Below are 24,650 nucleotides of genomic sequence, written 5' to 3'. Positions count from 1 at the left end.
TACCGTGGATCGGGCCGGGTTAGAAATCCCAGCGGGTGGCCAGTTGCAGGCTGCGCGGTTCGCCGTAGAAGCCGGTGCCGAAGTTGCCGATGCCGGTGTAGTACTTCTTGTCGAAGAGGTTCTTCACGTTCAGCGTGGAGCTCAGGTGCTGGCTGAACTGATAGCGCGCCATGGCATCCACCAGGAAATAACCATCCTGGGCAATACGCGAGTCGTGCCCGCCATTGACCGTGTCGTTCGGGTCGGGCTGGTAGACCTTGCCGAAGAACTGGCTCTGCCAGTTGACCCCGCCGCCCAAGGTCAGGCGTTCCCAGGCGCCAGGCAGGCGGTAGGTGCTGAACAGCCGTGCCACTTGCTGTGGTTCGGTGGTCTGCAGGACCGAGCCGTAGACGTAGTCGTGGTTGGCATCGCGGGTGTGGTTGTAGCTGTAGCCGGCGGACAGGTTCCAGCCTTCGCGCAGTTCGCCGGCCACCTCGATTTCGAAGCCCTTGGTGGTCGCGCCCTTGGTCGGGCGGTAGATGGCATCGATGCCCCAGCCGTCCACCAGTTGCGCGACGTTGTCCTGCTCGGTGTGGAAGACCGCGAAGCTGGCGTTGACCCGACCGTCCAGGTATTCGGCCTTGATCCCGGCTTCGTAGCTGTCGCCCTGCACAGGGTCGAGGATCTTGCCGTCGACACCCTTGCTCATCTGTGGTTGGTAGATGCTGGTGTAGCTGGTGTACAGCGAATAGCGCTCATCGAGGTCGTAGACCAGCCCAGCGTAAGGGGTGACGACCCCGGTCTGCTGGTAGCGCTGGCGTGCATCGGCCTGGCCGGGGTCGAAGTAGCGGGTGTTGTCGATGCCCTTGAAGTCGCTGACCCGGGTGCCGAGGATCACCGCCAGGTCGTCGCTGGGCTTGAGCCGGGTGGCCAGGTAGGCGCCGGTCTGGCGCTGGAGGATGTCGTTGTCGCCGATCTTCGGGATGTCCGGCTTGGCGAACTCGCCGCGCCAGTCGTAGATGCTGCCGCCCACCGGCGGGTAAACCGAGCCGTGGACCGGGATGTCCTGCTTGGCGTTCATCAACATGAAACCGGCGATCAGCTCGTGCTCGCGGCCGAACAGGCTGAAGGGGCCGTGCAGGTTGATGTCGAGGTTGTCTTGCACCTGTTCGCCCTTGAACTTGCCCATGTACATGAACATGCCGTTGCCTGTGGCCTGGTCCGGGTTGCCGCCGCTGGCCGAACCCAACAGGGTGTCGTGCTGGCGGCGCAGGCGGTCGTAGCTGACCTTCAAGGTCCAGTCGTGGGCCAGTTGTTGTTCCACGGAGGTGAACAGGGTCTGGTTCTTGAAGTCGCGGCGGCTCCAGTCGGTAGCCGGGTTGAACGAACGGGAGAAGTGGGTCCGCGAGCCGTTGCCGAAGTACATCGGGAAGCCGGTCCAGGTGGCGCCCCGGGAGCGCGTGTTCTGCTGGTCCAGGCCTATGGTCAGCAGGGTGTCCGGGGTGAGGTCGGCCTCGAGCACGCCGTAGGCGATGTCCTTGGTGTTCTGGTAATGGTCGAGGTAGGAGCTGCGGTCCTGGTAGACCCCGACAAAACGTCCGCGCAGCTTGCCTGTTTCGCTCAGCGGGCCGGAGATATCCCCTTCACTGCGATAGTTGTCCCAGGAGCCGACCGTGCCGGTGACCGAGGCCTTGAACTCTTTGGTCGGCCGCTTGCGGATCAGGTTGACGGTGGCTGAAGGATCGCCGGAGCCGGTCATCAGGCCGGTGGCGCCCTTGATGATCTCCACTCGGTCGAAGGTCGCCATGTCGGTGCTGGTGGTGCCGTAGTCGTAGACCCCGTCGTAGGTGGCGTTGACTCCGTCGTACTGGAAATTGGTGATGGGCATGCCGCGGCTGGAGAACTCCCAGCGCTCGCTGTCGTAGTTCTGCACGCTGACGCCGGGGGCCCGGCGCAAGGTGTCGGCGATGCTGGTAGCGCCCTGGTCGTCCATCTGCTGGCGGGTGACCACGGTCACTGTTTGCGGGGTTTCGCGCAGTGACAGGTTGAGACCGGTGGCCGAGGCGCTGGCGCCGGTAGTGTAGCTGTGGCTGTCTTCGGTGACATTGCCCAGGGCCTGGGCGGAAATCTGCGTGGCGCCCAGCTGCAGTGAACCGTTGTTGGCGGGAAGCACCTTGAGTACATAGCCGCCGCTGACCGCCTGGGCCTGCAGGCCGGAGTTCGCCAGCAGCAGTTGCAGGCCTTCTGCGACGCTGTAGCTACCGTTCAGGCCGGGACTTTGCTTGCCCGCCGCCAGGTCGTTGTGCCCGGCGATGAACAGCGTGCTTTGCTCGGCGAAGCGGTTGAGCACGGTGACCAGCGGCCCGGGACCGATGCTGTAGTTGCGGCGCATGGCTGCGCCCTGGCTGTCACCACCCTCCGGCGCGGCATGGACCCAGGGAGCGGCGCATAGCAGCGCGGCGCACAGGGGCAGGGTATGGAAGGGCAGGCGCGAACGGCTGGGTGATGGCATGGGGTTCCCTTGTGGATCGGCAATGTGAGGACTGTTACCGGGTTGACCGAACGCCAACGGCAAAAGGGAACCGGTCATGCAAAAAAAACATCAGCCTCAGGTTCGCGGCTCCAGGGTCACCCACCAAGAGGCCAGGCGCCGGACCCGCACTGGTAACGCCGCTTCCAGCAGGGTCAGGGCCTGGTCGGGATCGTGCAGGGGGAAGGAGCCCATCACCGGCAGGCGGGCGATGGCCGGATCGCAACCCAGGTGGCCGCCGCGATAGCGCCCCAGCTCTTCCAGCAACTGCTCCAGGGGCAGGTTGTCGGCCAGCAGCAGGCCACGACTCCAGGCTTGGCGGGCAGAGCTGGCGGCCTGCAGTTGTCCCTGGGACAGGTTGTCGAAGCGCAATTGCTGGCCGGCATTTACCACCTGTACCTGCCGGCCATCGGTGCTGCGTACTTCCACGGCGCCGGCGTAGACATTGAGCTGGCTGTCGCTGGCGTTGCAGCGCACGCTGAAACGGGTTCCCAGGGCGCGCAGGCGTCCGTGATCGGTCTGCACCAGGAACGGGCGCTGCGGGTCCTTGGCGGTGTCGATGAGGATTTCCCCCAGGCGTAATGCCAGCAGTCGTTGCTCGCTGCTGTAGAGCACATCCACGGCGCTCAGCGCGTTGAGCCACAGGTGCGTGCCATCGCTGAGCAGGGTGTCGCGGATTTCCCCGGTGCCAGTGGCGTAGTCCGCGCGCCAGCGGCTCAGGGCCTGGGGCAGGGCGGTGCCGCGCCACGTACTCCAGCCCAGGCCGGCCAGCAGTAGCGCACCGAGCACCTGGCGTCGTGCCAGGGGCGCGCGCCGGTTACTGCGCAGCGCCTGGCTGGCGGGCTGGCGGGTATTGGTTTCCTGCAGCGGTAACAGGCGCTGGTGGATCCGTTCGACATAGGCCCAGGCCTGGCGATGTTCCGCACTGTGTTCGAACCAGGCTTGCCATTGGCGGTGCTGTTCGTCGCTGCTGGCCTGATCCTGCAGTTGCACATACCAATGCGCCGCTTGTTGCAGGCTGGCATGGCTGAGCCGGCCGCTGGATTGCTGGTCCATGGGTCACTCCACCAACAGGCCGTCGAGCTCGGCCTCCAGCACCGCACAATGCAGCAGAGCCTGGGCCAGGTACTTCTTGACCATGCGTTCCGACACTGCCAGTTCCTCGGCAATCGCCTTGTAGGGCCGGCCGTGCAGTTGCGCCAGGATGAACGCCGCGCGCACCTTGGCCGGCAGGCGGCTGAGCATGGCGTCCACTTCATGCAAGGTCTCGACAATGATCGCTCGTTGTTCCAGGGACGGTTGCACTGCCTGTGGCCGCGCCGCCAGGGCCTGTTGCCAGGCCTGTTCCAGTTGTCGGCGGCGCCAGTGGTCGATGCATAGGCCCCGGGCCACGGTGGCGAGATAGGAGCGCTGGTGGACCTCGTCGTGCAGCTCGGGTGGGCGCTTGAGCACCCGGACAAAAATGTCGTGGGCCAGGTCAGCGGCATCCCAGGCATGGTTCAGGCGCCGGCGCAGCATCTCGTAGAGCCAGTGGTGATGGGCGTCGTAGAGGTTATGCACCGAGACGGGACTGGCGAGTGGAGGGGAGGACAAGAGGCGGTATCCGGTGGCGAGCTGGGTGTAAATGGGAATTGATCGCGATTAAATCAAAAGCCCCTGGCCCCTGCAAACGATATCGAGCCGCTGCGCTGCAATGGGCGGTGTTTGAGCGTATGGGTTAAATTGCCGCCGGGCCTGGCGTGTATGAAGCGATGAAAGATCCTGGGCCTGGCTATTCAGTGCTTGCTGGAAGGGGTTTCTTAAGTGGTATCTTCGCTTTCAGTCTCAGGGTACGGCGATGTGCCGCAGTACCGGGGCGAGACAAGACGGGACGCCCCTGGTGGTATCAGGCCGGCAGTGACTGCAAAGGGGGGAAGCTGATGCGCGGACCGCGATTCAAGCTGTTTTTCACCCATCGTCTGGCGCTCCTGGCGGGTGCCGAATCCCTGCGTTCGATCCGCGAAGGCCTGCTCTGGCTATTGCCCTGCCTGCTGCTCTCGGCGTTGCTGCTGATCCTCGCGCAATGTGCCCAGGTCCTGGGGGCACCGAGGGAACTGATGCAGCTGCTGGCCGGCCTGCACGAGCGCATCAATTCGATCATTCCACTGTTGGTGGCAGCGTCCATCGGCTACATGCTGGCGCTCCAGTACCGCCTGCCGCAGCTGCCGGTGGCTTTCCTGTGCCTGTCCTACGTGGTGATCGCCATCTACATGCTGCATGACTACCCGCTGGCGGCGGCGAGCTTCGTGCTGTTCATCGCCATCGCCTCGCCGCTGGTCAACGTGCCCATCATGGCCAGGCTGCACCGCCAGCGCTGGACCAGGCTGCTGGACGAGGACCTGGTGGGGCACAACCTCAAGGGCACCATCAACATGGTGCTGCCGGGGATCTTCACCTCGTTGTTGCTGGTGGCGGTCTTGCAGTCGCTGCTGCAGATCCAGGACTTCGCCTACATCCAGCAGCCGCTGGACCTCAAGGACCTGGGCAATCCCTACCTCAGCGGCGTGGCGCTGACCCTGGGCAATTCGCTGTTGTGGTTCTTCGGCATCCACGGCACCCACGCCCTGCAACCCTTCATGGAGGTGATGGACCAGGCGGTGGCGCTCAATGCCGCGGACCAGGCCGCCGGCCAACCGCTGCGTTACGCCCTCAACAGCGGCCTGCTGGGGTGTTTCGCCTTCATTGGCGGTTCCGGCGGCTCCCTGGCGCTGGTGTTGGCTATCCTCGGGTTCTCCAGCATCCGCTCCCTGCGCCTGCTGGCCTTGGCGAGCCTGGCGCTGTCGCTGTTCAACGTCAACGAGCTGCTGTTGTTCGGCCTGCCGATCATCCTCAACCCGAGGCTGCTGGTGCCTTTCATGCTGGTGCCCATGGTCAACGTCAGCCTGGCACTGCTAGTGGTGCAGCTGGGTTGGGTGAGCCCGGCGCTGGTGGAAGTGCCCTTCACCTCACCGGTGCTGCTCAACGCTTACCTCAGCACCCAGGGCGACTGGGGCGCGGTGCTCCTGCAACTGGTGCTGCTGGGTGTCGGCACCCTGATCTACATCCCCTATATCCGCAGCCTTCACCATCAGGGCGAGGCTGGCGAGCAGGTCTACCTGAAGACTTTCGACACCACGTTCCGTGGCCTCGAGGAGCGTAGCCGGCTGTTCGAACTGGACCCGATGGTCGCGTCCTACAAGGAAACCGCCCGGCAGTCCCTGCAACTGGCGCGGATCCAGCAATTGAGCGAGTACGACTTCCATCTGGAGTACCAGCCCCAGGTGTCCAAGGACACGGGCCGCTGCACCGGTTGCGAGGCGCTGATGCGCGCGCGCGACGGCGATGGCCAGGTGCGCCTGCCCTGGGAGTTGCTGCAGTGGCTGGGCCAGGCCGGGCTGATGCCCGAGGTGGATTTCTGGGTCGCCTCCCAGGCGGTGCGCCAGCACTTGCTCTGGCGCCGCAATGGCTTCGAGTTGCCGATCACCATCAATGTCTCCAGCGCTACCCTGGCCTCGGCGGAGCATGGCGAGCGCTTGCTGGACATCCTGGGCCGGGCCCGCGGCCAGGTGTCGGTGGAGATCACCGAGGATGCCCTGGTGGGCGACGCGCTGCGTACCTTGCGCTGGATCGAGCAGTTGCACGCCCTGGGGGCGAAGGTCTACATCGATGATTTCGGTACCGGTTTCTCGGCCCTGAGCTACCTGCACCAGTTCCCGGTGGACGGCATCAAGATCGACCGCAGCTTCGTCCTGGCCCAGCGTGAGCCCCAGGGTGCCCAGGTCCTCAACGGCTTGCTGCGTTTTTGCGAGACCCTGGGCCTCAAGGTGGTAGTGGAGGGGGTGGAGACTCAGGAGCAGCTGGAGTTCCTGCAGTCGAGCTCGGAGCTGATTATCCAGGGCTGGTACTACAGCAAGGCGCTGCCGGGCGCGCAGATTCCCGGGTTCGCCAGCCAGAGGGCCCAGGCCGCCCAGGCGCCCGGCGATGACTGATGCCCCAGGCCTTCGTGCCCTGGCCCCCGGGGGCAGGCGCAGGCCCGTTTTGCCCTGGCTCCGGGCATTTTGAACTACGCTTGACGTCTTAGCCGCGAATGGAGTCAGCGATGTTGTACCCAAGCAAACCCAACAATGAGGCCCTGCGGATCCAGACCTTGCGGGCGCTGAATGTCCTCGACACCCCGCCGGAGGAGCGTTTCGATCGCCTGACCCGGCTGGCCAAGCGCTTGTTCAACGTGCCCATCGCGTTGGTCAGCCTGGTGGACGGCGATCGCCAGTGGTTCAAGTCCTGCGCGGGCCTGGATGCCAGCGAAACGCCACGGGATATCTCGTTCTGCGGACATGCGATCCTTGGCGACCAGATCCTCACGGTGTGCGATGCCGAGCAGGACGTGCGTTTCCATGACAACCCGCTGGTGGTGGGCGATCCCGGAATCCGCTTCTACGCCGGCTGCCCGCTGACGGTGGCCAACGGCAGCAAGCTGGGCACCTTGTGCCTGATCGACGTCAAGCCCCGGGACCTGGACGACGAGGAGCGGGCGCTGCTGCGGGACCTGGCGCGCATGGCCGAGCAGGAGCTGGCGGCGGTGCAGATGGCCAGCATGGATGAGCTGACCCTGCTGTCCAACCGTCGTGGTTTCGAGGCCCTGGCCCGGCATGCGCTGGGAGTCTGCAAGCGCCTGGACAAGCCGGCGACCCTGCTGTTCTTCGATCTCAACGATTTCAAGCAGATCAACGACACCTATGGCCATGCCGAGGGCGATGGTGCGCTGAAGACCTTCGCCGACGTGCTGCGCATCGCCTTTCGCGAGAGCGATGTGGTCGGTCGCCTGGGTGGCGATGAGTTCGTGGTCCTACTGACCGCCGCCGATCATGTGGAAACCTCGAACATCATGGCCCGATTGCGCGAGATCCTCGATGAACGCAATGCCACCTTGAAGCGCGGCTACGACATTCGCTTCAGCGTCGGCCAGATCGAATACAACGCCGAGCGCCATCCGGACGTGGAGGCGTTGCTGGCCGATGCCGACAAGGCCATGTACCTGCAAAAGCAGGCCAGCAAGCGCCAGCGTCAAGACTGATCGGCAGACAGTGGCTCAGGCCCCGGAGCCTGGTCCGGCCGCGTCAGGCAGCGTCTTGGGATGTTGCCCTGATAGTAGGTACTGACCAGGAATTTCCCGGGCTTGTTGACCTTGAGATTGAGGAATTCATCGCCGCAGGCGGGAAATCGCTCGACGAACTGGCCCTGCGTCGGGTTGTAGATGAACACCCGGTGGATCGTGTAAGTACCCATCCCATCATCGACATGCCAGATGGCGAAGTCGCCGGCCCCATCGAAGTTGAAATCGTCGAGCTCGATGTGCAGCGGCTTTTCGGCCTGCACCCGCAGTTCTCTGGATTGGGTGTGACCGTTGCGTTGTATTTCCAGGCTGACCTGCTGGCCATGCAGGGCAAGCGTGACGGTGGTGTGCTTGTCCGGCTGGAAAGTCGTTGGTTGGGCTTGGACGCTCATTGCGAAAAGACCGCCCAGGGCCATCATGGCCCATTGTTTGTCATGCATGGATTCAGCATGTCCGGTGATGAAGGTTGGGGCCTGGCCGGCGGCCCCGGTTGCGGCTCATCCGGCGTTTGCCGGTGCCAGGAACGCGGCTTCCAGCAATTGGCGGGTGTAAGGGTGTTGTGGGGCGTCGAAGATCGTCCTGGCGTCGCCTTGTTCCACCACCTGGCCGTGCTTGATCACCATCAGTTGGTGGCTCAGGGCCTTGACCACCGCCAGGTCATGACTGATGAACAGGTAGGTCAGGTTGTACTTGCCTTGCAGCCTGCGCAGCAGCTCCACCACCTGGCGCTGGACGGTGCGATCCAGGGCCGAGGTCGGTTCGTCCAGGAGGATCAGCCGGGGCTTGAGCACCAGGGCCCGGGCAATGGCGATGCGCTGGCGTTGACCGCCGGAAAACTCATGGGGGTAGCGGTGGCGCGTCTGCGGGTCCAGGCCCACTTCCTCGAGCGCCGCGATGATCGCCTGTTCTTGTTCCTGCTCGGTGCCGATCCCGTGGATGCGCAAGCCCTCGCCAACGATCTGGCTCACGCTCATGCGCGGGCTGAGGCTGCCGAAGGGGTCCTGGAACACCACCTGCATTTCTCGCCGTAGCGGTCGTACCTGCTGCTGGGACAGGCGGTCCAACTGCTGGCCTTCGAAGCGGATCAGGCCCTGGCTGGCGATCAGCCGCAGGATCGCCAGGCCCAGGGTCGACTTGCCCGAACCGCTCTCGCCGACGATGCCCAGGGTCTGGCCCTGGGGCAGGCTGAAATGGATGCCGTCCACCGCCTTGACGTGGTCCACGGTGCGGCGCAGCAGGCCCTTCTTGATCGGGAACCAGACCTTGAGGTCATTCACTTCCAGCAGAGGCGCGCCGACCTGGCTGGCGACTGGCAGGCCACTGGGCTCGGCGGCCAGCAGTTCCCGGGTATAGGGATGCTGCGGGGCCCGGAACAGTTCTTCGCAAGGCGCCTGCTCGACGATCCGGCCCTTTTGCATGACGCACACCCGATGGGCGATGCGCCGTACCAGGTTGAGGTCGTGACTGATCAGCAGCAGGGCCATGCCCAGGCGCGCCTGCAGTTCCTTGAGCAACTGCAGGATCTTCAACTGTACGGTGACGTCCAGCGCAGTGGTGGGTTCGTCGGCGATCAGCAGTTCCGGCTCGCAGGCCAGGGCCATGGCGATCATCACCCGTTGGCGCTGGCCGCCGGACAGCTCGTGGGGCAGGGCCTTGAGGCGCTTGCGCGGCTCGGGGATGCCCACCAGCTCCAGCAGTTCCAGGGTGCGCTGGGTGGCGACCTTGCCGGTCAGGCCCTTGTGGATCGCCAGCACCTCGTTGATCTGCTTCTCGATGGTGTGCAGCGGGTTCAGCGAGGTCATGGGCTCCTGGAAGATCATGGCGATGCGGTTGCCACGAATATGCCGGATGCTCTTTTCCTTCAGGGTCAGCAGGTCGTGCCCGGAATAGTTGATGCTGCCCGACGGGTGCTGGGCCAGCGGGTAGGGCAGCAGGCGCAGGATGGAGTGGGCGGTGACCGACTTGCCCGACCCGCTCTCGCCCACCAGGGCCAGGGTCTCGCCGCGCTTGATGTCGAAGCTGATGCCTTCGACCACTCGCTGGCGCTGTTCGCCGGCGACGAATTCGACCGCCAGCTCGCGCACTTCGATCAGGTTGTCCTGGGTCATGTCATTTCCTCGGGTCGAAGGCATCGCGGGCGGATTCGCCGATGAACACCAGCAGGCTCAGCATCAGGGCCAGCACGGCGAAGGCACTCATGCCCAGCCAGGGCGCCTGCAGGTTGGACTTGCCCTGGGCCACCAGCTCGCCCAGGGACGGCGCGCCGGGAGGCAGGCCGAAGCCGAGGAAGTCCAGGGCGGTGAGGGTGCCGATGGCGCCGGTGAGGATGAACGGCATGAAGGTCATGGTCGAGACCATGGCGTTGGGCAGGATATGGCGGAACATGATGGCGCCGTTCTGCATCCCCAGGGCCCGGGCCGCACGCACGTATTCCAGGTTGCGCCCGCGCAGGAACTCGGCCCGCACCACGTCCACCAGGCTCATCCAGGAAAACAGCAGCATGATGCCCAGCAGCCACCAGAAGTTGGGCTGCACGAAGCTGGCGAGGATGATCAGCAGGTAGAGCACCGGTAGCCCGGACCACATTTCCAGGAAACGCTGCCCGGCCAGGTCCACCCAGCCACCGTAGAAGCCCTGGAGGGCGCCGGCGGTGACGCCGATGATCGAGCTGAGGATGGTCAGGGTCAGGGCGAACAGCACCGATACCCGGAAGCCGTAGATGATCCGCGCCAGGACGTCGCGGCCCTGGTCGTCGGTGCCCAGCAGGTTGTCGCTGGAGGGCGGCGCCGGGGCTGGCACCCGCAGGTCGTAGTTGATGCTCTGGTAGCTGAAGGGGATCGGTGCCCAGAGCACCCAGGCATCCTTCTGGGCCAGCAGTTCGCGGATGTACGGGCTCTTGTAGTTGGCTTCCAGGGGGAATTCGCCGCCGAAGGTGGTTTCCGGGTAGCGCTTGAGCGCCGGGAAATACCAGCCGCCGTCGTAGTGCACTACCAGGGGTTTGTCGTTGGCGATCAACTCGGCGCCCAGGCTCAGGACGAACAGCACCAGGAACAGCCACAGCGACCACCAGCCGCGCTTGTTGGCCTTGAAGCGCTCGAAGCGCCGGCGATTGAGGGGGGACAGGTTCATCTCAATGCTCCCGGCTGTCGAAGTCGATGCGTGGGTCGACCAGGGTGTAGGTCAGGTCGCCGATCAGTTTCACCACCAGGCCCAGCAGGGTGAAGATGAACAGTGTGCCGAACACTACCGGGTAGTCGCGGTTGATCGCGGCCTCGAAGCTCATCAGGCCCAGGCCGTCCAGGGAAAAGATCACTTCCACCAGCAAGGACCCAGTGAAGAAGATGCCGATGAAGGCCGACGGGAAGCCGGCGATCACCAGCAGCATGGCGTTGCGGAACACATGGCCGTAGAGCACCCGGCGCTGGGTCAGGCCCTTGGCCTTGGCGGTGATCACGTATTGCTTGTTGATCTCGTCGAGGAAGCTGTTCTTGGTCAGCAAGGTCATGGTGGCGAAGTGGCCGATCACCAGGGCCGTGACCGGCAGCGCCAGGTGCCAGAAGTAGTCGAGGACCTTGCGCCCCAGGCTCAGTTGCTCGAAGTCGCTGGAGGTCAAGCCGCGCAGGGGGAACCAGTTGAGGTAGCTGCCGCCGGCGAACACCACGATCAGCAGGATAGCGAACAGGAACGCTGGGATTGCGTAGCCGATGATGATCGCCGAGCTGGTCCAGACGTCGAAATGGCTGCCGTGGCGGGTGGCCTTGGCGATCCCCAGGGGGATCGACACCAGGTACATGATCAGGGTGCTCCACAACCCGAGGGAGATCGAGACCGGCATCTTTTCCTTGATCAGGTCCACCACCTTGGCATCGCGGAAGAAACTGTCGCCGAAGTCCAGGGTGGCGTAGTTCTTGATCATGATCCACAGGCGTTCCGGCGCCGACTTGTCGAAGCCGTACATGTGCTCGATTTCCTTGATCAGCGCCGGGTCCAGGCCCTGGGCGCCACGGTAGCTGGACCCGGCCACCGAGACTTCGGCGCCACCGCCGGCGATGCGGCTGGTGGCGCCTTCGAAGCCTTCGAGCTTGGCGATCATCTGCTCCACCGGCCCGCCCGGGGCGGCCTGGATGATCACGAAGTTGATCAGGAGGATGCCCAGCAGGGTCGGGATGATCAGCAACAGGCGGCGAATGATGTAGGCCAGCATCTCATTGCACCGTTTCGGCCGCGGCCGCCTGGTTGTCCGGCGCCGGTTCCACGGCGGGCTTGGCATCGGGCTTGATCCACCAGGTGTAGATGCCGATGTCGTACTTGGGCGCGACCTGCGGGTGGCCGATGTGGTCCCAGTAGGCCACGCGCCAGGTCTTGATGTGCCAGTTGGGGATCACGTAGTAGCCCCATTGCAGGACCCGGTCCAGGGCCTTGGCATGGGCCACCAAGCTGGCTCGGGAGTCGGCGTTGATCAGGCTCTCCACCAGTCGGTCGATGGCCGGGTCCTTGAGGCCGATGTAGTTGCGGCTGCCGGGCTTGTCGGCGCTGCTGGACATCCAGAACTCACGCTGCTCGTTACCCGGGGAATTGGACTGCGGGAAGCTGCCGACGATCATGTCGAAGTCCCGCGAGCGGACCCGGGTGATGTACTGGGACACGTCCACCCGGCGGATCACCAGGTCGATGCCCAGGTCGGCGAGGTTGCGCTTGAACGGCAGCAGCACGCGCTCGAACTCGGTCTGGGCCAGCAGGAACTCGAGCACCACCGGCTTGCCTTGGGCGTCCACCATCTTGTCGTCGACGATATGCCAGCCGGCCTCCTGCAGCAGTTGGTAGGCCTGGCGCTGTTGGGCGCGGATCATGCCGCTGCCGTCGCACAGGGCCGGGGCGAAGGCCTGGGTGAACACCTGCTCGGGAATCTGCCCGCGTAGCGGCTCGAGGATCGCCAGCTCGTCCGGGCCCGGCAGGCCGGTGGCGGCCATCTCCGAGTTCTCGAAGTAGCTGCGGGTACGGGTATAGGCGCCGTTGAACAGCTGCTTGTTGCTCCATTCGAAGTCCAGCAGCAGGCTCAGGGCATGGCGCACCCGCACGTCCTGGAACAGCGGGCGCCGGGTGTTGAAGACGAAACCCTGCATGCCGGTAGGGTTGCCGTTGGGGATCTGCTCCTTGATCAACCGTCCCTGGGTCACGGCCGGGACGTTGTAGGCGTTGGCCCAGTTCTTCGCGCTTATTTCCAGCCAGTAGTCGAACTGGCCGGCCTTGAGGGCTTCCAGGGCCACGGTGTTGTCGCGGTAGTAGTCGCTGGTGATGGTGTCGAAGTTGTAGAAGCCGCGATTGACCGGCAAGTCGCGGGCCCAGTAGTCCTTGATCCGCTCATAGCGGATCGAACGCCCGGCCTTGACCTCGGTCACCCGGTAGGGGCCGCTGCCCAGGGGTACTTCGAGGTTGCTCTTGGCGAAGTCGCGGTGCTCCCACCAGTGCTTGGGCAGGATCGTCAGCTGGCCGAGGATCAGCGGTAGCTCGCGGTTGTTGCTGTGCTTGAACTTGAACAGGACCCGCAACGGGTCTTCGGCGATCACCTGCTCGACATCGGCGTAGTAGCCGCGATACAACGGCGAGCCGGCGTTGGTCAGGGTCTGGAAGCTGAACACCACATCCTCGGCGCGCAGCGGGTGGCCATCGTTGAAGCGTGCCTCGGGCCGCAGGTAGAAACGTACCCAGCTGTTGTCTGGCGCTTTCTCGATTCGCCCGGCCACCAGGCCGTACTCGGTGAAGGGTTCGTCCAGGCTCTGGGCCATCAGGGTGTCGTACACCAGGCCGATGTTGCTCTCCGGCACGCCCTTGCTGATGAACGGGTTGAGGCTGTCGAAGCTGCCGAAGCCGGCCATGCGGAAGGTCCCGCCCTTGGGGGCGTCGGGCTTGACGAAGTCGAAGTGCTGGAAGCCCGCCGGGTATTTCGGCGCTTCGCCGTAGAGGGTCACGGCATGTTGTGGCGTGGCCTGGGCGCAGCAGGCGATGACGCCGAGCAACAAGCCGCTGGTGCGCAGGAGCAGGGCACGCAGGGGCATCATTGGGTGGTCTCCAAGGACTTCAGCCACCAGGCGCCGAGACCCAGGGTATAGGGCGGCGTGGTGACGAAGGCGAACCGGTTACGGTAGGCCAGGCGGTGATAGTTGAGGTACCAGTTGGGAATCATGTAGTGCTGCCACAGTAGCACCCGGTCCAGGGCACGGCCGGCGGCCAATTGCTCATCGCGGCTCTGGGCCGCCAGGAGCTGCTCCAGCAGGTGATCGACGATGGGGTTGTCGATGCCCGCATAGTTCTTGCTGCCCTTGACCGCTACCTGGCTTGAGTGGAAGTACTGCCATTGCTCCAGGCCCGGGCTCAGGGTCTGGTTGAGGGTCATGAGGATCATGTCGTAGTCGAACTGGTCCAGGCGCTGCTTGTATTGCGCGCGGTCGACGGTGCGCAGGCGCGCGTCGATGCCGATGCTGGCCAGGTTCTCCACGTAGGGCTGGAGGATGCGCTCCAGGTTGGGGTTGACCAGCATCAGCTCGAACCGCAGCGGTTGCCCGGCACTGTTCTGCAGGCGCTGGCCGTTGAGCTTCCAGCCAGCCTCACCCAGCAGCCCCAGGGCTCGGCGCAGGGTCTGGCGCGGGATGCCGCGGCCGTCGGTGCTCGGCAAGCTGAAGGGCTGGGTGAAGAGGCTGGCTGGCAACTGCTCGCGATAGGGCGAAAGCAGCAGCCATTCGCGGCCCTGGGGCACGCCCGTGGCGGAGAACGCGCTGTTGGGGTAGTAGCTCAGGGCGCGCTGGTAGGCGCCGCTGAACAGCGTGCGGTTGGTCCACTGGAAGTCGAACATCATGCCCAGGGCCTCACGTACCCGCACATCGGCGAAAGTCGCGCGCCGGGTGTTCATGAACAGGCCCTGGGTCTGGGTGGGGATCTGGTGCGCCACCTGGGCCTTGATCACCTCGCCACGGCGCACCGCCGGGAAGTCGTAGCCGCTGGCCCAGTTCTTGGCCTGGTGTTCGATATAGATATCGAACTCACCGGCCTTGAAGGCCTCGAACGCCACGTCGCTGTCGCGGTAGAACTCCACCTCGACCCGGTCGAAGTTGGCGAACCCGCGGTTGACCGGCAAGTCCTTGCCCCAATAGTCCTTGACCCTCTCGAACACCAGCTGGCGGCCCGGCTGCACCTGGGTAATGCGATAGGGACCGCTGCCCAGGGGCGGGGTGAAGGTGGTGGCCTTGAAGTCGCGGTCCTTCCAGTAATGCTGGGGCAATACCGGCATTTCCCCCAGGCGCAGGATCAGCAGCGGGTTGCCGGCACGCTTGAACACGAAGCGGATGCGCTGCGGGCCGAGGATGTCGACCCGCTGCACTTCCTGCAGGTTGGTGCGGTACTGCGGATGGCCTTCCTTGAGCAGCAGGCGGTAGGAGAACGCCACGTCCCGGGCGGTGATCGGCATGCCGTCGTGGAAGCGGGCCTCGGGACGCAGGTTGAACACCACCCAGCTGCGATCTTCGCTGTACTCCACCGAACGGGCGATCAGGCCGTAGCTGGAAGTGGGTTCGTCGCCGGAGGGCGCATAGAGGCCAGTGCCCACCATCAGCGGCTCGTTGAGCTCGTTGACTCCGTACTGCAGGAAGTTCGGCGTGGCCACCGGGCTGGTGCCCTTGAAGGTGTAGGGGTTGAGGGTGTCGAAAGTGCCGAAGGCCATGACCCGCAAGGTGCCGCCCTTGGGCGCGGCGGGGTTGACCCAGTCGAAGTGGGTGAAGCGGGCCGGGTACTTGAGCGTGCCGAACTGCGCATAGCCATGACTCTCGATGAGTGTCGCGCTTGCGGGAAAGCTCAAGGCCAGGCTGATGAGGAGCGGGAGCAGGAGACGCATCGAGTCAGAGATCCGATCCAGGCGGCTTGGGCTATGTGTCCAGTACAGTAACAGCTTGTATCGGCAGGAAAAAGCTCGTTCTGGCGGCGCGCGCGGATGGCGGCAGGTGGGCTCTGGGGCGGGGGCGGGTCGGTATTGCCGGGTGCTCTGGGAAGCTCAGGCGCAGGGCTTGCCGGTGGTGACACCGGCAAGCCCCGTCGGCACTCAGTGCGGCAGGTAGACGGTGAGCGTCTGGCCTGGCTTGAGGGCCTGGCCGGCCCGTGGATTCCAGCGCTTGAGGTGCTGCATCTCGACGTTGAATCGCTTGGCTACCATGTACAGCGAATCGCCTTGCTTGACCTTGTACTGGGTCGACTTGCGTTTCTCGGTAGCGGCCACGGTGGTCTTCTTGCTGCCGGCCTGGCGCGCGTCCTGCAGGACCAGGGTCTGGCCGACCTTGAGGTTCTTGCCGCTGAGCTTGTTCCAGCGCTGCAGGTCCTGGACCCCGACCTTGTTGGCCTTGGCGATCAGCGCCAGGTTGTCGCCGCGCTTGACCTTGTAGACCCGCTTGCGCAGCGAGTCGCGGCCTTCGTCGCTGGCGAACGCGGCCTTGAGCGAGCGCTTGCTGATCAGTTCCTCAGGCTTCATGGTCGACAGGCTGGTGGTCAGCAACTGCGCCTTGGAGGTGGGTACCAGCAAGTGCTGCGGACCGTCGATGGTGGTGCGCTGCTTGAACGCCGGGTTGAGCTGGAACAGCTCGTCCTCATCGATGTTGGCCACCGCCGCGACCTTGGACAGGTCCATGCGCTGGTTGATCTCCACCACCTGGAAGTAGGGTTCGTTGGCGATGGGGTTGAGGTTGATGCCGTAGGCCTCGGGGGCCAGCACCACCTGGGACAGGGCCAGCAGCTTGGGCACGTAGGCCTGGGTTTCCGATGGCAGCGGCAGGTTCCAATAGTCGGTGGGCAGGCCGAGCTTCTCGTTGCGCTCGATGGCCCGGCTGACGGTGCCTTCGCCGGCGTTGTAGGCCGCGAGGGCCAGCAGCCAGTCGCCGTTGAACATGTCATGCAGGCGGGTCAGGTAGTCCATGGCCGCGGTGGTCGAGGCGGTGATGTCGCGGCGGCCATCGTAGAAACGGGTCTGGCGCAAGTTGAAGGAGCGACCGGTGGCCGGGACGAATTGCCACAGGCCCACGGCATCGGCCCGGGAATAGGCCAGCGGATTGTAGGCGCTTTCGATTACTGGCAGCAGGGCCAGCTCCAGCGGCATGTTGCGCTCTTCAAGACGCTCGACGATGTAGTGGATATAAAGGCTGCCGCGCTCGCTGGCGTTCTGCAGGAAGGACGGATTGCTGGCGAACCACAGGCGCTGTTGCTCGATGCGCGGGTTGACGCCCAGATTCTCTTGCAACTGGAAGCCCTGGCGCATGCGTTCCCAGACGTCCTGGGGGACTTGCGGGCTGGGCTGGGTGCCCAGCCAGATGGGTTTCTGCTTGATACGGGCGTTGAGATTCGGAGTGTGTGTGGCTTCAGTCTGCGGGACGTGACCGGTGCTTTGGCAGCCCGCAAGAGTCGCTGACACAGCTACCGCGATGGCCTGGGCCAAGCGCGTCAATGCGTCTGAACTGATGGCGTAACGAATAAATGACGACATTGGCTGGAAGTTAGTTCCGGGCAAAAATGTCGGGCGATTCTAGAAAGCACCCGAAGAGCGGTCAACCATTCAGAATTTCTATGCCAATGCTGGGGTTCTTAGAATTTATCTTTCCAGGCCCGCAAAGCCGCAAAAACCGCACTCTGCGACGGGGTATCCCGGCCGTTCCGTTCGTCCGCTTTTTGTTTAACGGATGTTTCACCGGTACGCAGGAAAGGGTTGGTCGACTTCTCCAGGGCCAGGGTCGATGGCAGGGTCATGAGGCCTTGCTCGCGCTGGCGCGCGACTTTTTCCAGGCGCTGGGCGATCTCTGGGTTGGTCGGCTCCACGGCCTGGGCGAAGCGCAGGTTGCCCAAGGTGTATTCGTGGGTGCAGTAGACCAGGGTGTCGTCCGGCAGCGCCGCGAGGCGGCCCAGGGACTGGTGCATCTGTTCGGCGGTGCCCTCGAACAGGCGACCGCAACCGGCGGCGAACAGCGTGTCGCCACAGAACAGCAGGCCCCGGTGGTAGTAGGCGATATGCCCCAGGGTATGGCCGGGTACCGCCAGGACCAGGAAGTCCCAGCCGAGGATGTTGAGCTGGTCTTCATCGTCCAGGGCCACGTCGCGGGCGGGGATCTTCTCCCGGGCCGGGCCGTAGACCGTGGCGCCGCTATGCTGTTTCAAGCGCTCGACGCCGCCGACGTGGTCGTGGTGGTGGTGGGTCACCAGGATGTCGCTCAGGCGCCAGTCCGGGTGTTGTTCCAGCCAGGCCAGTACCGGTGCCGCATCCCCCGGGTCGACGACGGCGCAGCGCTGGCTGCGATGATCTTGTAACAACCAGATGTAGTTGTCGGTGAAGGCGGGCAGGGCACTGATCTGTATCATCTTCGGATTCGCCAAGGGGAAAACAATGGCGCATCTTAGAACTTCCTGGCGTGTTGGAGAATGCAATGACCGATAAAGCCTTCGCTCAGGCAGATCCCGACTGGCTGGCCCTGATCAGCACGGCCCGGGACTGGCTGTCCGGGCCGCTGGGGCAATTCCTGCTGGATGAAGAGCGGCGCATGCTCGAAGAAGAACTGGGGCGGTTCTTCGGCGGTTACCTGGTGCACTACGGCCCTTCGGCGCAGACCCCGCCGGCGGCGCCCCAGGTCCAGCGCAACGTTCGCCTGGGAGCGCCGTTGCCGGGGGTGGAGATCGTCTGCGAGGAGCAGGCCTGGCCCCTGAGCGAACATGCTGCCGATGTAGTGGTGCTGCAGCATGGCCTGGATTTTTCGCTGTCGCCCCATGGACTGCTGCGCGAGGCGGCCAGCAGCGTGCGTCCGGGTGGCCACCTGCTGATCGTCGGGATCAATCCCTGGAGTACCTGGGGCCTGCGCCGGGCGTTCGCCCACGACGGCTTGCGCCAGGCCCGTTGCATCGCGCCCTCGCGCGTCGGCGACTGGCTCAACCTGCTGGGCTTCGCGCTGGAGAAACGGCGCTTCGGGTGCTATCGTCCGCCGCTTGCTTCGCCAGCATGGCAGGCGCGGCTGGCCGGTTGGGAGCGCCGGGCCGGCAAATGGCAGCTATCGGGTGGTGGTTTCTACCTGCTGGTGGCGCGCAAGATCGCCGTGGGCCTGCGCCCGGTACGCCAGGTCCGGCGCGAGCCGGTGGGCAAGCTGGTGCCGCTGCCCATGGCCAAGGTCAACCGGCGCAATAGCGAGCCCTGAACAACTGCTGCAACTCTCTCTTTATATAGATCGGCCGGGCTTGCCCGGTCTTGGCCCTGTCGGCTGTGGCTGGTGGGGCAATGGCAATTTCTGATGGAAGGCGTGGATGAGCGATAGCGTAGAAATCTTTACCGACGGTGCCTGCAAGGGCAATCCCGGCCCGGGTGGCTGGGGCGCGCTGCTGGTGTGCAAGGGCGTCGAGAAGGAGCTCTGGGGTGGCGAGGCCAATACCACCAACAACCGCATGGAGCTGCTGGCGGCGATTCGCGGCCTGCAGGAACTCAAGCGCCAGTGCGACGTACAGCTGATCACCGACTCGCAGTACGTGATGAAGGGCATCACCGAGTGGATGGTCAACTGGAAGAAGCGGGGCTGGAAGACCGCTGCCAAGGAGCCGGTGAAGAACGCCGACCTGTGGCAACAGCTGGACGAGCAGGTCAACCGGCATCAGGTCACCTGGAAATGGGTACGCGGCCATACCGGGCACCATGGCAACGAGCGTGCCGATCAACTGGCCAACCGCGGCGTGGACGAGGTCCGTGGCAACAAGGCCTGATGGCTGTCGTCCTGCCGTTCGCTGCATTCATGTGCGCTGGGTCGGCCTTGCCGCGCCTGTGCGCCGTCCCCGGGCGGGGCGTGCTAAAATCCCGCCCTTTGCCAGATTGAGAACTGACCACTGATGGCCAACAGATCTATTGTCCTCGATACCGAAACCACCGGTATGCCGGTGACCGACGGCCACCGGATCATTGAAATCGGTGGCGTCGAGTTGATTGGCCGACGCCTGACCGGGCGTCACTTCCACGTCTACCTGCAACCTGATCGCGAGAGCGACGAGGGCGCCATCGGCGTCCACGGCATCACCAACGAATTCCTGGTGGGCAAGCCGCGTTTCGCCGAAGTGGCCGATGAGTTCTTCGAATTCATCAAGGGCGCGCAGCTGATCATCCACAACGCGGCGTTCGACGTTGGCTTCATCAACAACGAATTCGCCTTGCTGGGCCAGCATGAGCGGGCCGACATCACCCAGCATTGCAGCATCCTCGATACCTTGCTGATGGCCCGCGAGCGGCACCCGGGCCAGCGCAACAGCCTCGACGCCTTGTGCAAGCGCTATGGCGTCGACAACTCCGGCCGTGAGCTGCACGGTGCCTTGCTCGACTCGGAGATCCTCGCCGACGTCTACCTGACCATGACCGGCGGCCAGACCAGCCTGTCCCTGGCCGGCAATGGCGCCGATGGTGGTACGGGCGAGGGTGGCACCCAGGCTTCGGCGATCCGCCGCCTGGCAGCCGACCGTCCGCGTGGACGGATCATCATGGCCAGTGAGGCCGAGCTGTCCGAGCACCAGGCCCGCCTGGAAGCCATCGCCAAATCCGCTGGCGGCCCGGCGCTCTGGACCCAACTGCTCGAAACCCAGCATTGAGCCTGTAGCCGCTGTCGCAGCCTCTTGGGTGCCGCAGCGGCTCCAACCGGTTGTTGTTCCAGTGCGACGTTTTGTTACAAGGTGTCCCCACCCGGGGTGACACGCCAGCCGTGCAGCTTCTACCCTGAGTCCATTGGCGGGGCCTACCCGTCGCCTCAGGACTTGCCGCCCCATGTATAAAGACCTGCAGTTTCCGATCCTGATCGTGCACCGTGATATCAAGGCCGACACGGTCGCGGGGGACCGGGTGCGGGGCATCGCCCGGGAGCTGGAAAAGGATGGCTTCAGCATCTTTTCCGCGGTGGACTATGCCGAGGGCCGGTTGGTGGCCTCCACCCATCACGGCCTGGCCTGCATGTTGATCGCCGCCGAGGGGGCGGGGGAGAACACCCACCTGCTGCAGAACATGGTGGAGTTGATTCGCCTGGCCCGGGTCCGGGCGCCGCTGCTGCCGATCTTCGCTCTGGGCGAGCAGGTGACCCTGGAAAACGCTCCCGCCGATGCCATGAGCGAACTCAACCAGCTGCGCGGCATCCTCTACCTGTTCGAGGACACCGTGCCGTTCCTGGCCCGGCAAGTGGCCCGTGCTGCACGGGGTTACCTGGATGGCCTGTTGCCGCCATTCTTCAAGGCCCTGGTGCAACACACTGCCGACTCCAACTATTCCTGGCACACCCCGGGCCACGGTGGTGGCGTGGCCTATCGCAAGAGCGCGGTGGGGCAGGCGTTCCACCAGTTCTTCGGTGAGAACACCCTGCGTTCGGACCTCTCGGTATCGGTGCCGGAGCTGGGCTCGCTGCTCGACCATACCGGGCCCCTGGCGGAAGCCGAGGCCCGCGCGGCGCGCAATTTCGGCGCCGACCACACCTTCTTCGTGATCAATGGCACCTCCACGGCCAACAAGATCGTCTGGCATTCCATGGTCGGTCGCGATGACCTGGTGCTGGTGGACCGCAACTGCCACAAGTCGGTGCTGCATTCGATCATCATGACCGGGGCGATCCCGTTGTACCTGTGCCCGGAGCGCAACGAACTGGGGATCATCGGCCCGATCCCGCTGAGCGAGTTCAGCGTCGAGTCGATCCGGGCCAAGATCGACGCCAGTGCGCTGACCCGCGGCCGGGCACCCAAGGTCAAGCTGGCGGTGATCACCAACTCGACCTACGACGGCCTGTGCTACAACGCCGAGTTGATCAAGCAGAGCCTGGGCAACAGCGTCGAGGTGCTGCACTTCGACGAGGCCTGGTACGCCTATGCGGCGTTCCACGAATTTTTCGCCGGTCGCTACGGCATGGGCACCTCGCGTTCGGCCGACAGTCCACTGGTGTTCACCACCCACTCGACCCACAAGCTGCTGGCCGCCTTCAGCCAGGCGTCGATGATCCATGTGCAGGACGGCGGGGCCCGGCAACTGGATCGTGATCGTTTCAACGAAGCCTTCATGATGCACATCTCCACGTCGCCGCAGTACAGCATCATGGCTTCGCTGGACGTGGCCTCGGCGATGATGGAGGGGCCGGCCGGCCGCTCGTTGCTGCAAGAGATGTTCGACGAGGCCCTGAGCTTCCGCCGCGCCCTGGCCAACCTGCGGCAGAACATCGCCGCCGATGACTGGTGGTTCTCGGTCTGGCAACCGGAGCGGGTCGAGGGCATCGACCAGGTACGCACCGTCGACTGGCTGCTGGAGCCCGAGGGCGAGTGGCACGGCTTTGCCGGTGTCACCGACGACTACGTGCTGCTCGACCCGATCAAGGTGACCCTGGTCATGCCCGGCCTGACCGCGGGTGGCGCCTTGAGCGAGCGCGGGATTCCGGCGGCGGTGGTCAGCAAGTTCCTCTGGGAGCGTGGGCTGGTGGTGGAGAAGACCGGCCTGTATTCGTTCCTGGTGCTGTTCTCCATGGGCATCACCAAGGGCAAGTGGAGCACCTTGCTCACCGAGTTGCTGGAGTTCAAGCGCAGCTACGACGCCAATGCCAGCCTGGCCGGGTGCCTGCCCAGCGTCGCCAGCCAGGACCCGCAGCGCTACCAGGGCATGGGCCTGCAAGACTTGTGCGACCAGTTGCATGCCTGCTATCGCAGCAACGCCACCGCCAAGCATTTGCGGCGCATGTACACGGTACTGCCGGAGGTGGCGATGAAACCCGCCGATGCCTATGATCACCTGGTGCGCGGCGATGTCGAGGCGGTGTCCATCGATCAGTTGCAGGACCGCATCGCCGCAGTGATGTTGGTGCCTTATCCGCCGGGCATCCCATTGATCATGCCCGGCGAACGTTTTACCGAGTCCACCCGTTCGATCATCGACTACCTGGCGTTCGCCCGGGATTTCGACAGTCGCTTCCCCGGGTTCGTCGCCGATGTGCACGGCCTGCAACATGAGGACCTGGGCAGTGGCCGGCAGTACACCGTCGATTGCGTCCGGGAGTGAGGAGAGCAGTACCCATGCAGCCAGCATTCTGCCCGCATCCGGGGCTCGCGGTTCGTGTCGCCGATGCCGGGTTCGCGGCCTATGTCAACGACAGCGATTTCAGTTTCCAGGTCGAGGCCTACGCCGAGGCCGAACGCGACGTGGCGGTGGCCAGTTGGCCATTGCGCCAGGTGGTGCCTTATCGCAAGTGCTACGGCATCGACCCGGAGGAGTTCAGCAGCTACCGCAATGCTCCGGGCAGCGAGGTGTTCATGGCATACCTGGATGGGCATCCGGTGGGACATGTGGTGGTCAGCACCAACTGGAACGGTTATGGCCATATCGATGAACTGGCGGTGCATGCCCCGGCGCGGCGCCATGGGGTGGCCAGGGCCCTGCTGGAGGTGGCGCAGTTTTGGAGCCGCAAGAAGGGCCTGCCGGGGGTAATGCTGGAAACCCAGAACAACAACCTTGGCGCCTGCCGCTTGTACGAGCGTTGCGGCTACGTGGTGGGCGGCGTGGATCATTTGCGTTATCGCGGCATCGATCCGCAGACCGCTGAAACGGCGATCTTCTGGTACCTGCTGTTCGCCGAAGAGCCAGCCTAGCCTGCCAGCAACGCCGTGGCTTGTTCGGCCAGCAATTCCAGCAGGGCATTGAGCAGGGGCGAGCTGTCGCTGCCCTGGCGGCGCAAGGCGTAGAGGGTGACGCCCACGGGCGGCGACAAGGGGCTGATGTCGAGCCCCGAGCCCCGGGCCCCGGCGGCGGTGAACGGGTCGACGATGGCCAGGCCTTCGCCGGCTTCCACCAGGCTGCGCATCATCTGGTAGGTCTGGACCCGGGTCTGGATCACCGGGCTGGGCCGCAGGTTCTGCAACTTGCCGGCCAGGACCGCGCTCAGCGGGTCGTGTCCCTCCAGGCCAACCATGGCCTGGCCGGCCAGGTCCTGCAGGGACACGTATTTCTGCTTGGCCTGCAACCAGCCATGGGGCGCCAGCAGGAACAGCTTGCCCTGGGCCAGGGCCTGGCTGTGGATGTCCGGATGTTCGGGGTCATGCAGGCTCAGGCCCAGGTCGCAATCGCGCAACAGCAGGCTGTCGATGATCTCTCGGGTGTTCTGGCACAGGAGGCTGCACGGCGTATCGGCGAAGCGCCGGCGCAGGGCGGCGATGCATTGGGGCAACAGCTGCTGGACCAAGGGGGCGGTGCCGACGATGCGCAAAGGCGGCGCCTGGTGGAACCTCAGGCTGTCGGCCAGGCGTTGCACTGGTTCGAAGGCGTCATAGACCCGGGTGATTGCGCCCTGCAGCTCTCGCGCTTCGCGGGTGGCCTGCAGGCGTCCGCGCACACTGGCGAACAACATGAAGCCCAGCTGGCTTTCCGCATCGCGCAGCAGGGCCTCGACTTCGGCCACCGATAGTTGCAGCAATTGGGCGGCCGTGCCCAGGTGGGCGGTTTGCAGGAGCGCCTGAATCACTTCGATATGACGTAAACGCATGCTTGAAATCCATATCCAGCCGGTTAGGGACGCAAGCGTCGAATCCTACCCCAAGTCCGCGCCCGGAATCTGTAGCGGTTGTCGCAGGGGCAGGCCGGGGCGGACGCCCGGCGCGGGAGGAGGGGGATCGCAGGTCAGGGAGTCACGGGAGAGTCGGGTTCGCGTACCAGGGTCACGTCCAGTTGCACCAGCAGGAAGTTGTCGTCGTCGAGCTTGCGCACCCGATCGCCGATGGCCAGGCGGTAGGTGGTCACGGGTTCCGCGCTGGCCTCGCCATCTTGCGCTGGCATGGATTCCTGGAATTCATGGACGGAATACACCCGCCCCTCGGCATCTCTTGCATGGAATTGTCCGACAAGTACTTCTGCCATCTTTTTAGAGCCTCTGGAGATAGAACACGCAAATTTCGGTGCTGTAGACCCGGGGGACCGGGCGGAAGTTTTACCCAGGGGAAAAAATATTAAAGAGCGCC

At 64.6% G+C, this 24,650-nt stretch carries 20 protein-coding genes; 7 read left to right on the top strand and 13 right to left on the bottom strand.

The genetic code is table 11. From position 1 onward, the window contains the following. Positions 1–19: 19 nt before the first annotated feature. The 3 genes from C4K40_RS17000 to C4K40_RS16990 form a co-directional block, all read right to left on the bottom strand. Entirely contained in the window at positions 20–2,491 is a 2,472-nt protein-coding gene (locus tag C4K40_RS17000; protein WP_053130456.1) for a TonB-dependent siderophore receptor, read from the bottom strand. A 96-nt stretch (positions 2,492–2,587) separates the two neighbouring features. Beyond that, a complete protein-coding gene (locus C4K40_RS16995) occupies positions 2,588–3,565 on the bottom strand; it encodes a FecR domain-containing protein (RefSeq protein WP_053130453.1) in 978 nt (325 codons plus the stop codon). Positions 3,566–3,568: 3 nt separating this feature from the next. Then, positions 3,569–4,102, bottom strand: coding sequence for a sigma-70 family RNA polymerase sigma factor (locus C4K40_RS16990; protein WP_053130451.1), 534 nt, complete (start codon positions 4,100–4,102; stop codon positions 3,569–3,571). Between the two features lie 326 nt (positions 4,103–4,428). Between C4K40_RS16990 and C4K40_RS16985 the strand changes: the two genes are divergently transcribed. Together C4K40_RS16985 and C4K40_RS16980 are read left to right on the top strand one after the other, a co-directional pair. Then, on the top strand, positions 4,429–6,516 hold the full coding sequence (locus C4K40_RS16985) for an EAL domain-containing protein (RefSeq protein ID WP_053130448.1): 2,088 nt from the start codon (positions 4,429–4,431) through the stop codon (positions 6,514–6,516). A gap of 110 nt (positions 6,517–6,626) precedes the next feature. Continuing rightward, complete coding sequence (locus C4K40_RS16980; protein ID WP_022639049.1) at positions 6,627–7,601, top strand: sensor domain-containing diguanylate cyclase; 975 nt, start codon at positions 6,627–6,629, stop codon at positions 7,599–7,601. Here C4K40_RS16980 and C4K40_RS16975 read toward each other — a convergent pair. From C4K40_RS16975 to gloB, 8 genes are all read right to left on the bottom strand, one after another. Beyond that, positions 7,592–8,080 carry a hypothetical protein gene (locus tag C4K40_RS16975; RefSeq protein ID WP_053130446.1) on the bottom strand — a complete coding sequence of 163 codons (489 nt, stop codon included), beginning with the start codon at positions 8,078–8,080 and terminating at the stop codon, positions 7,592–7,594. The two genes, C4K40_RS16980 and C4K40_RS16975, sit on opposite strands and share 10 nt — an antisense overlap. Before the next feature lie 57 nt (positions 8,081–8,137). Next, positions 8,138–9,748: an ABC transporter ATP-binding protein gene (locus C4K40_RS16970; protein WP_053130443.1), complete on the bottom strand. Its 1,611-nt coding sequence runs from the start codon at positions 9,746–9,748 to the stop codon at positions 8,138–8,140. Between the two features lies 1 nt (position 9,749). After that, entirely contained in the window at positions 9,750–10,769 is a 1,020-nt protein-coding gene (locus tag C4K40_RS16965) for an ABC transporter permease (RefSeq protein ID WP_022639046.1), read from the bottom strand. 1 nt (position 10,770) lies between these two features. After that, positions 10,771–11,844 carry a microcin C ABC transporter permease YejB gene (locus C4K40_RS16960; protein WP_022639045.1) on the bottom strand — a complete coding sequence of 358 codons (1,074 nt, stop codon included), beginning with the start codon at positions 11,842–11,844 and terminating at the stop codon, positions 10,771–10,773. 1 nt (position 11,845) lies between these two features. Then, positions 11,846–13,699 (bottom strand): extracellular solute-binding protein, encoded by a 1,854-nt coding sequence (locus tag C4K40_RS16955; protein WP_053130441.1) that lies wholly within the window; start codon positions 13,697–13,699, stop codon positions 11,846–11,848. Then, complete coding sequence (locus C4K40_RS16950; protein WP_053130439.1) at positions 13,696–15,525, bottom strand: extracellular solute-binding protein; 1,830 nt, start codon at positions 15,523–15,525, stop codon at positions 13,696–13,698. Before C4K40_RS16950 ends, C4K40_RS16955 begins: the two co-directional genes overlap by 4 nt. Positions 15,526–15,729: 204 nt before the next feature. Further along, positions 15,730–17,157: a transglycosylase SLT domain-containing protein gene (locus tag C4K40_RS16945; RefSeq protein ID WP_053130437.1), complete on the bottom strand. Its 1,428-nt coding sequence runs from the start codon at positions 17,155–17,157 to the stop codon at positions 15,730–15,732. 98 nt (positions 17,158–17,255) lie between these two features. Continuing rightward, the gene (gene gloB, locus C4K40_RS16940) at positions 17,256–18,023 is read right to left on the bottom strand and encodes a hydroxyacylglutathione hydrolase (RefSeq protein WP_053131383.1); all 768 of its coding nucleotides are present in this window, start codon (positions 18,021–18,023) and stop codon (positions 17,256–17,258) included. A gap of 65 nt (positions 18,024–18,088) precedes the next feature. Here gloB and C4K40_RS16935 point away from each other — a divergent pair, with 65 nt between their 5' ends. The 5 genes from C4K40_RS16935 to C4K40_RS16915 all read left to right on the top strand — a co-directional run bounded on the left by C4K40_RS16935 (position 18,089) and on the right by C4K40_RS16915 (position 23,288). Next, positions 18,089–18,847, top strand: coding sequence for a class I SAM-dependent methyltransferase (locus C4K40_RS16935; protein ID WP_053130435.1), 759 nt, complete (start codon positions 18,089–18,091; stop codon positions 18,845–18,847). 106 nt (positions 18,848–18,953) lie between these two features. Then, positions 18,954–19,403 (top strand): ribonuclease HI, encoded by a 450-nt coding sequence (gene rnhA / locus C4K40_RS16930; RefSeq protein ID WP_022639041.1) that lies wholly within the window; start codon positions 18,954–18,956, stop codon positions 19,401–19,403. Between the two features lie 123 nt (positions 19,404–19,526). Continuing rightward, complete coding sequence (gene dnaQ / locus C4K40_RS16925) at positions 19,527–20,273, top strand: DNA polymerase III subunit epsilon (protein WP_053130431.1); 747 nt, start codon at positions 19,527–19,529, stop codon at positions 20,271–20,273. 172 nt (positions 20,274–20,445) lie between these two features. Then, positions 20,446–22,701 carry an arginine/lysine/ornithine decarboxylase gene (locus tag C4K40_RS16920; protein ID WP_053130429.1) on the top strand — a complete coding sequence of 752 codons (2,256 nt, stop codon included), beginning with the start codon at positions 20,446–20,448 and terminating at the stop codon, positions 22,699–22,701. A gap of 14 nt (positions 22,702–22,715) precedes the next feature. After that, positions 22,716–23,288 carry a GNAT family N-acetyltransferase gene (locus C4K40_RS16915; RefSeq protein ID WP_022639039.1) on the top strand — a complete coding sequence of 191 codons (573 nt, stop codon included), beginning with the start codon at positions 22,716–22,718 and terminating at the stop codon, positions 23,286–23,288. Here the strand turns inward: C4K40_RS16915 and C4K40_RS16910 are convergent. Beyond that, the gene (locus C4K40_RS16910) at positions 23,285–24,178 is read right to left on the bottom strand and encodes a LysR family transcriptional regulator (RefSeq protein ID WP_022639038.1); all 894 of its coding nucleotides are present in this window, start codon (positions 24,176–24,178) and stop codon (positions 23,285–23,287) included. The two genes, C4K40_RS16915 and C4K40_RS16910, sit on opposite strands and share 4 nt — an antisense overlap. 134 nt (positions 24,179–24,312) lie before the next feature. After that, positions 24,313–24,549, bottom strand: coding sequence for a hypothetical protein (locus C4K40_RS16905; protein WP_031319940.1), 237 nt, complete (start codon positions 24,547–24,549; stop codon positions 24,313–24,315). Between the last annotated feature and the right edge of the window lie 101 nt (positions 24,550–24,650).

The sequence above is a fragment of the Pseudomonas sp. CMR5c genome, assembly GCF_003850545.1.
GTDB lineage: Bacteria > Pseudomonadota > Gammaproteobacteria > Pseudomonadales > Pseudomonadaceae > Aquipseudomonas > Aquipseudomonas piscis.
Note: the sequence above shows the minus strand (reverse complement) of the source record. Positions and strands in the feature narration are given on the sequence as shown.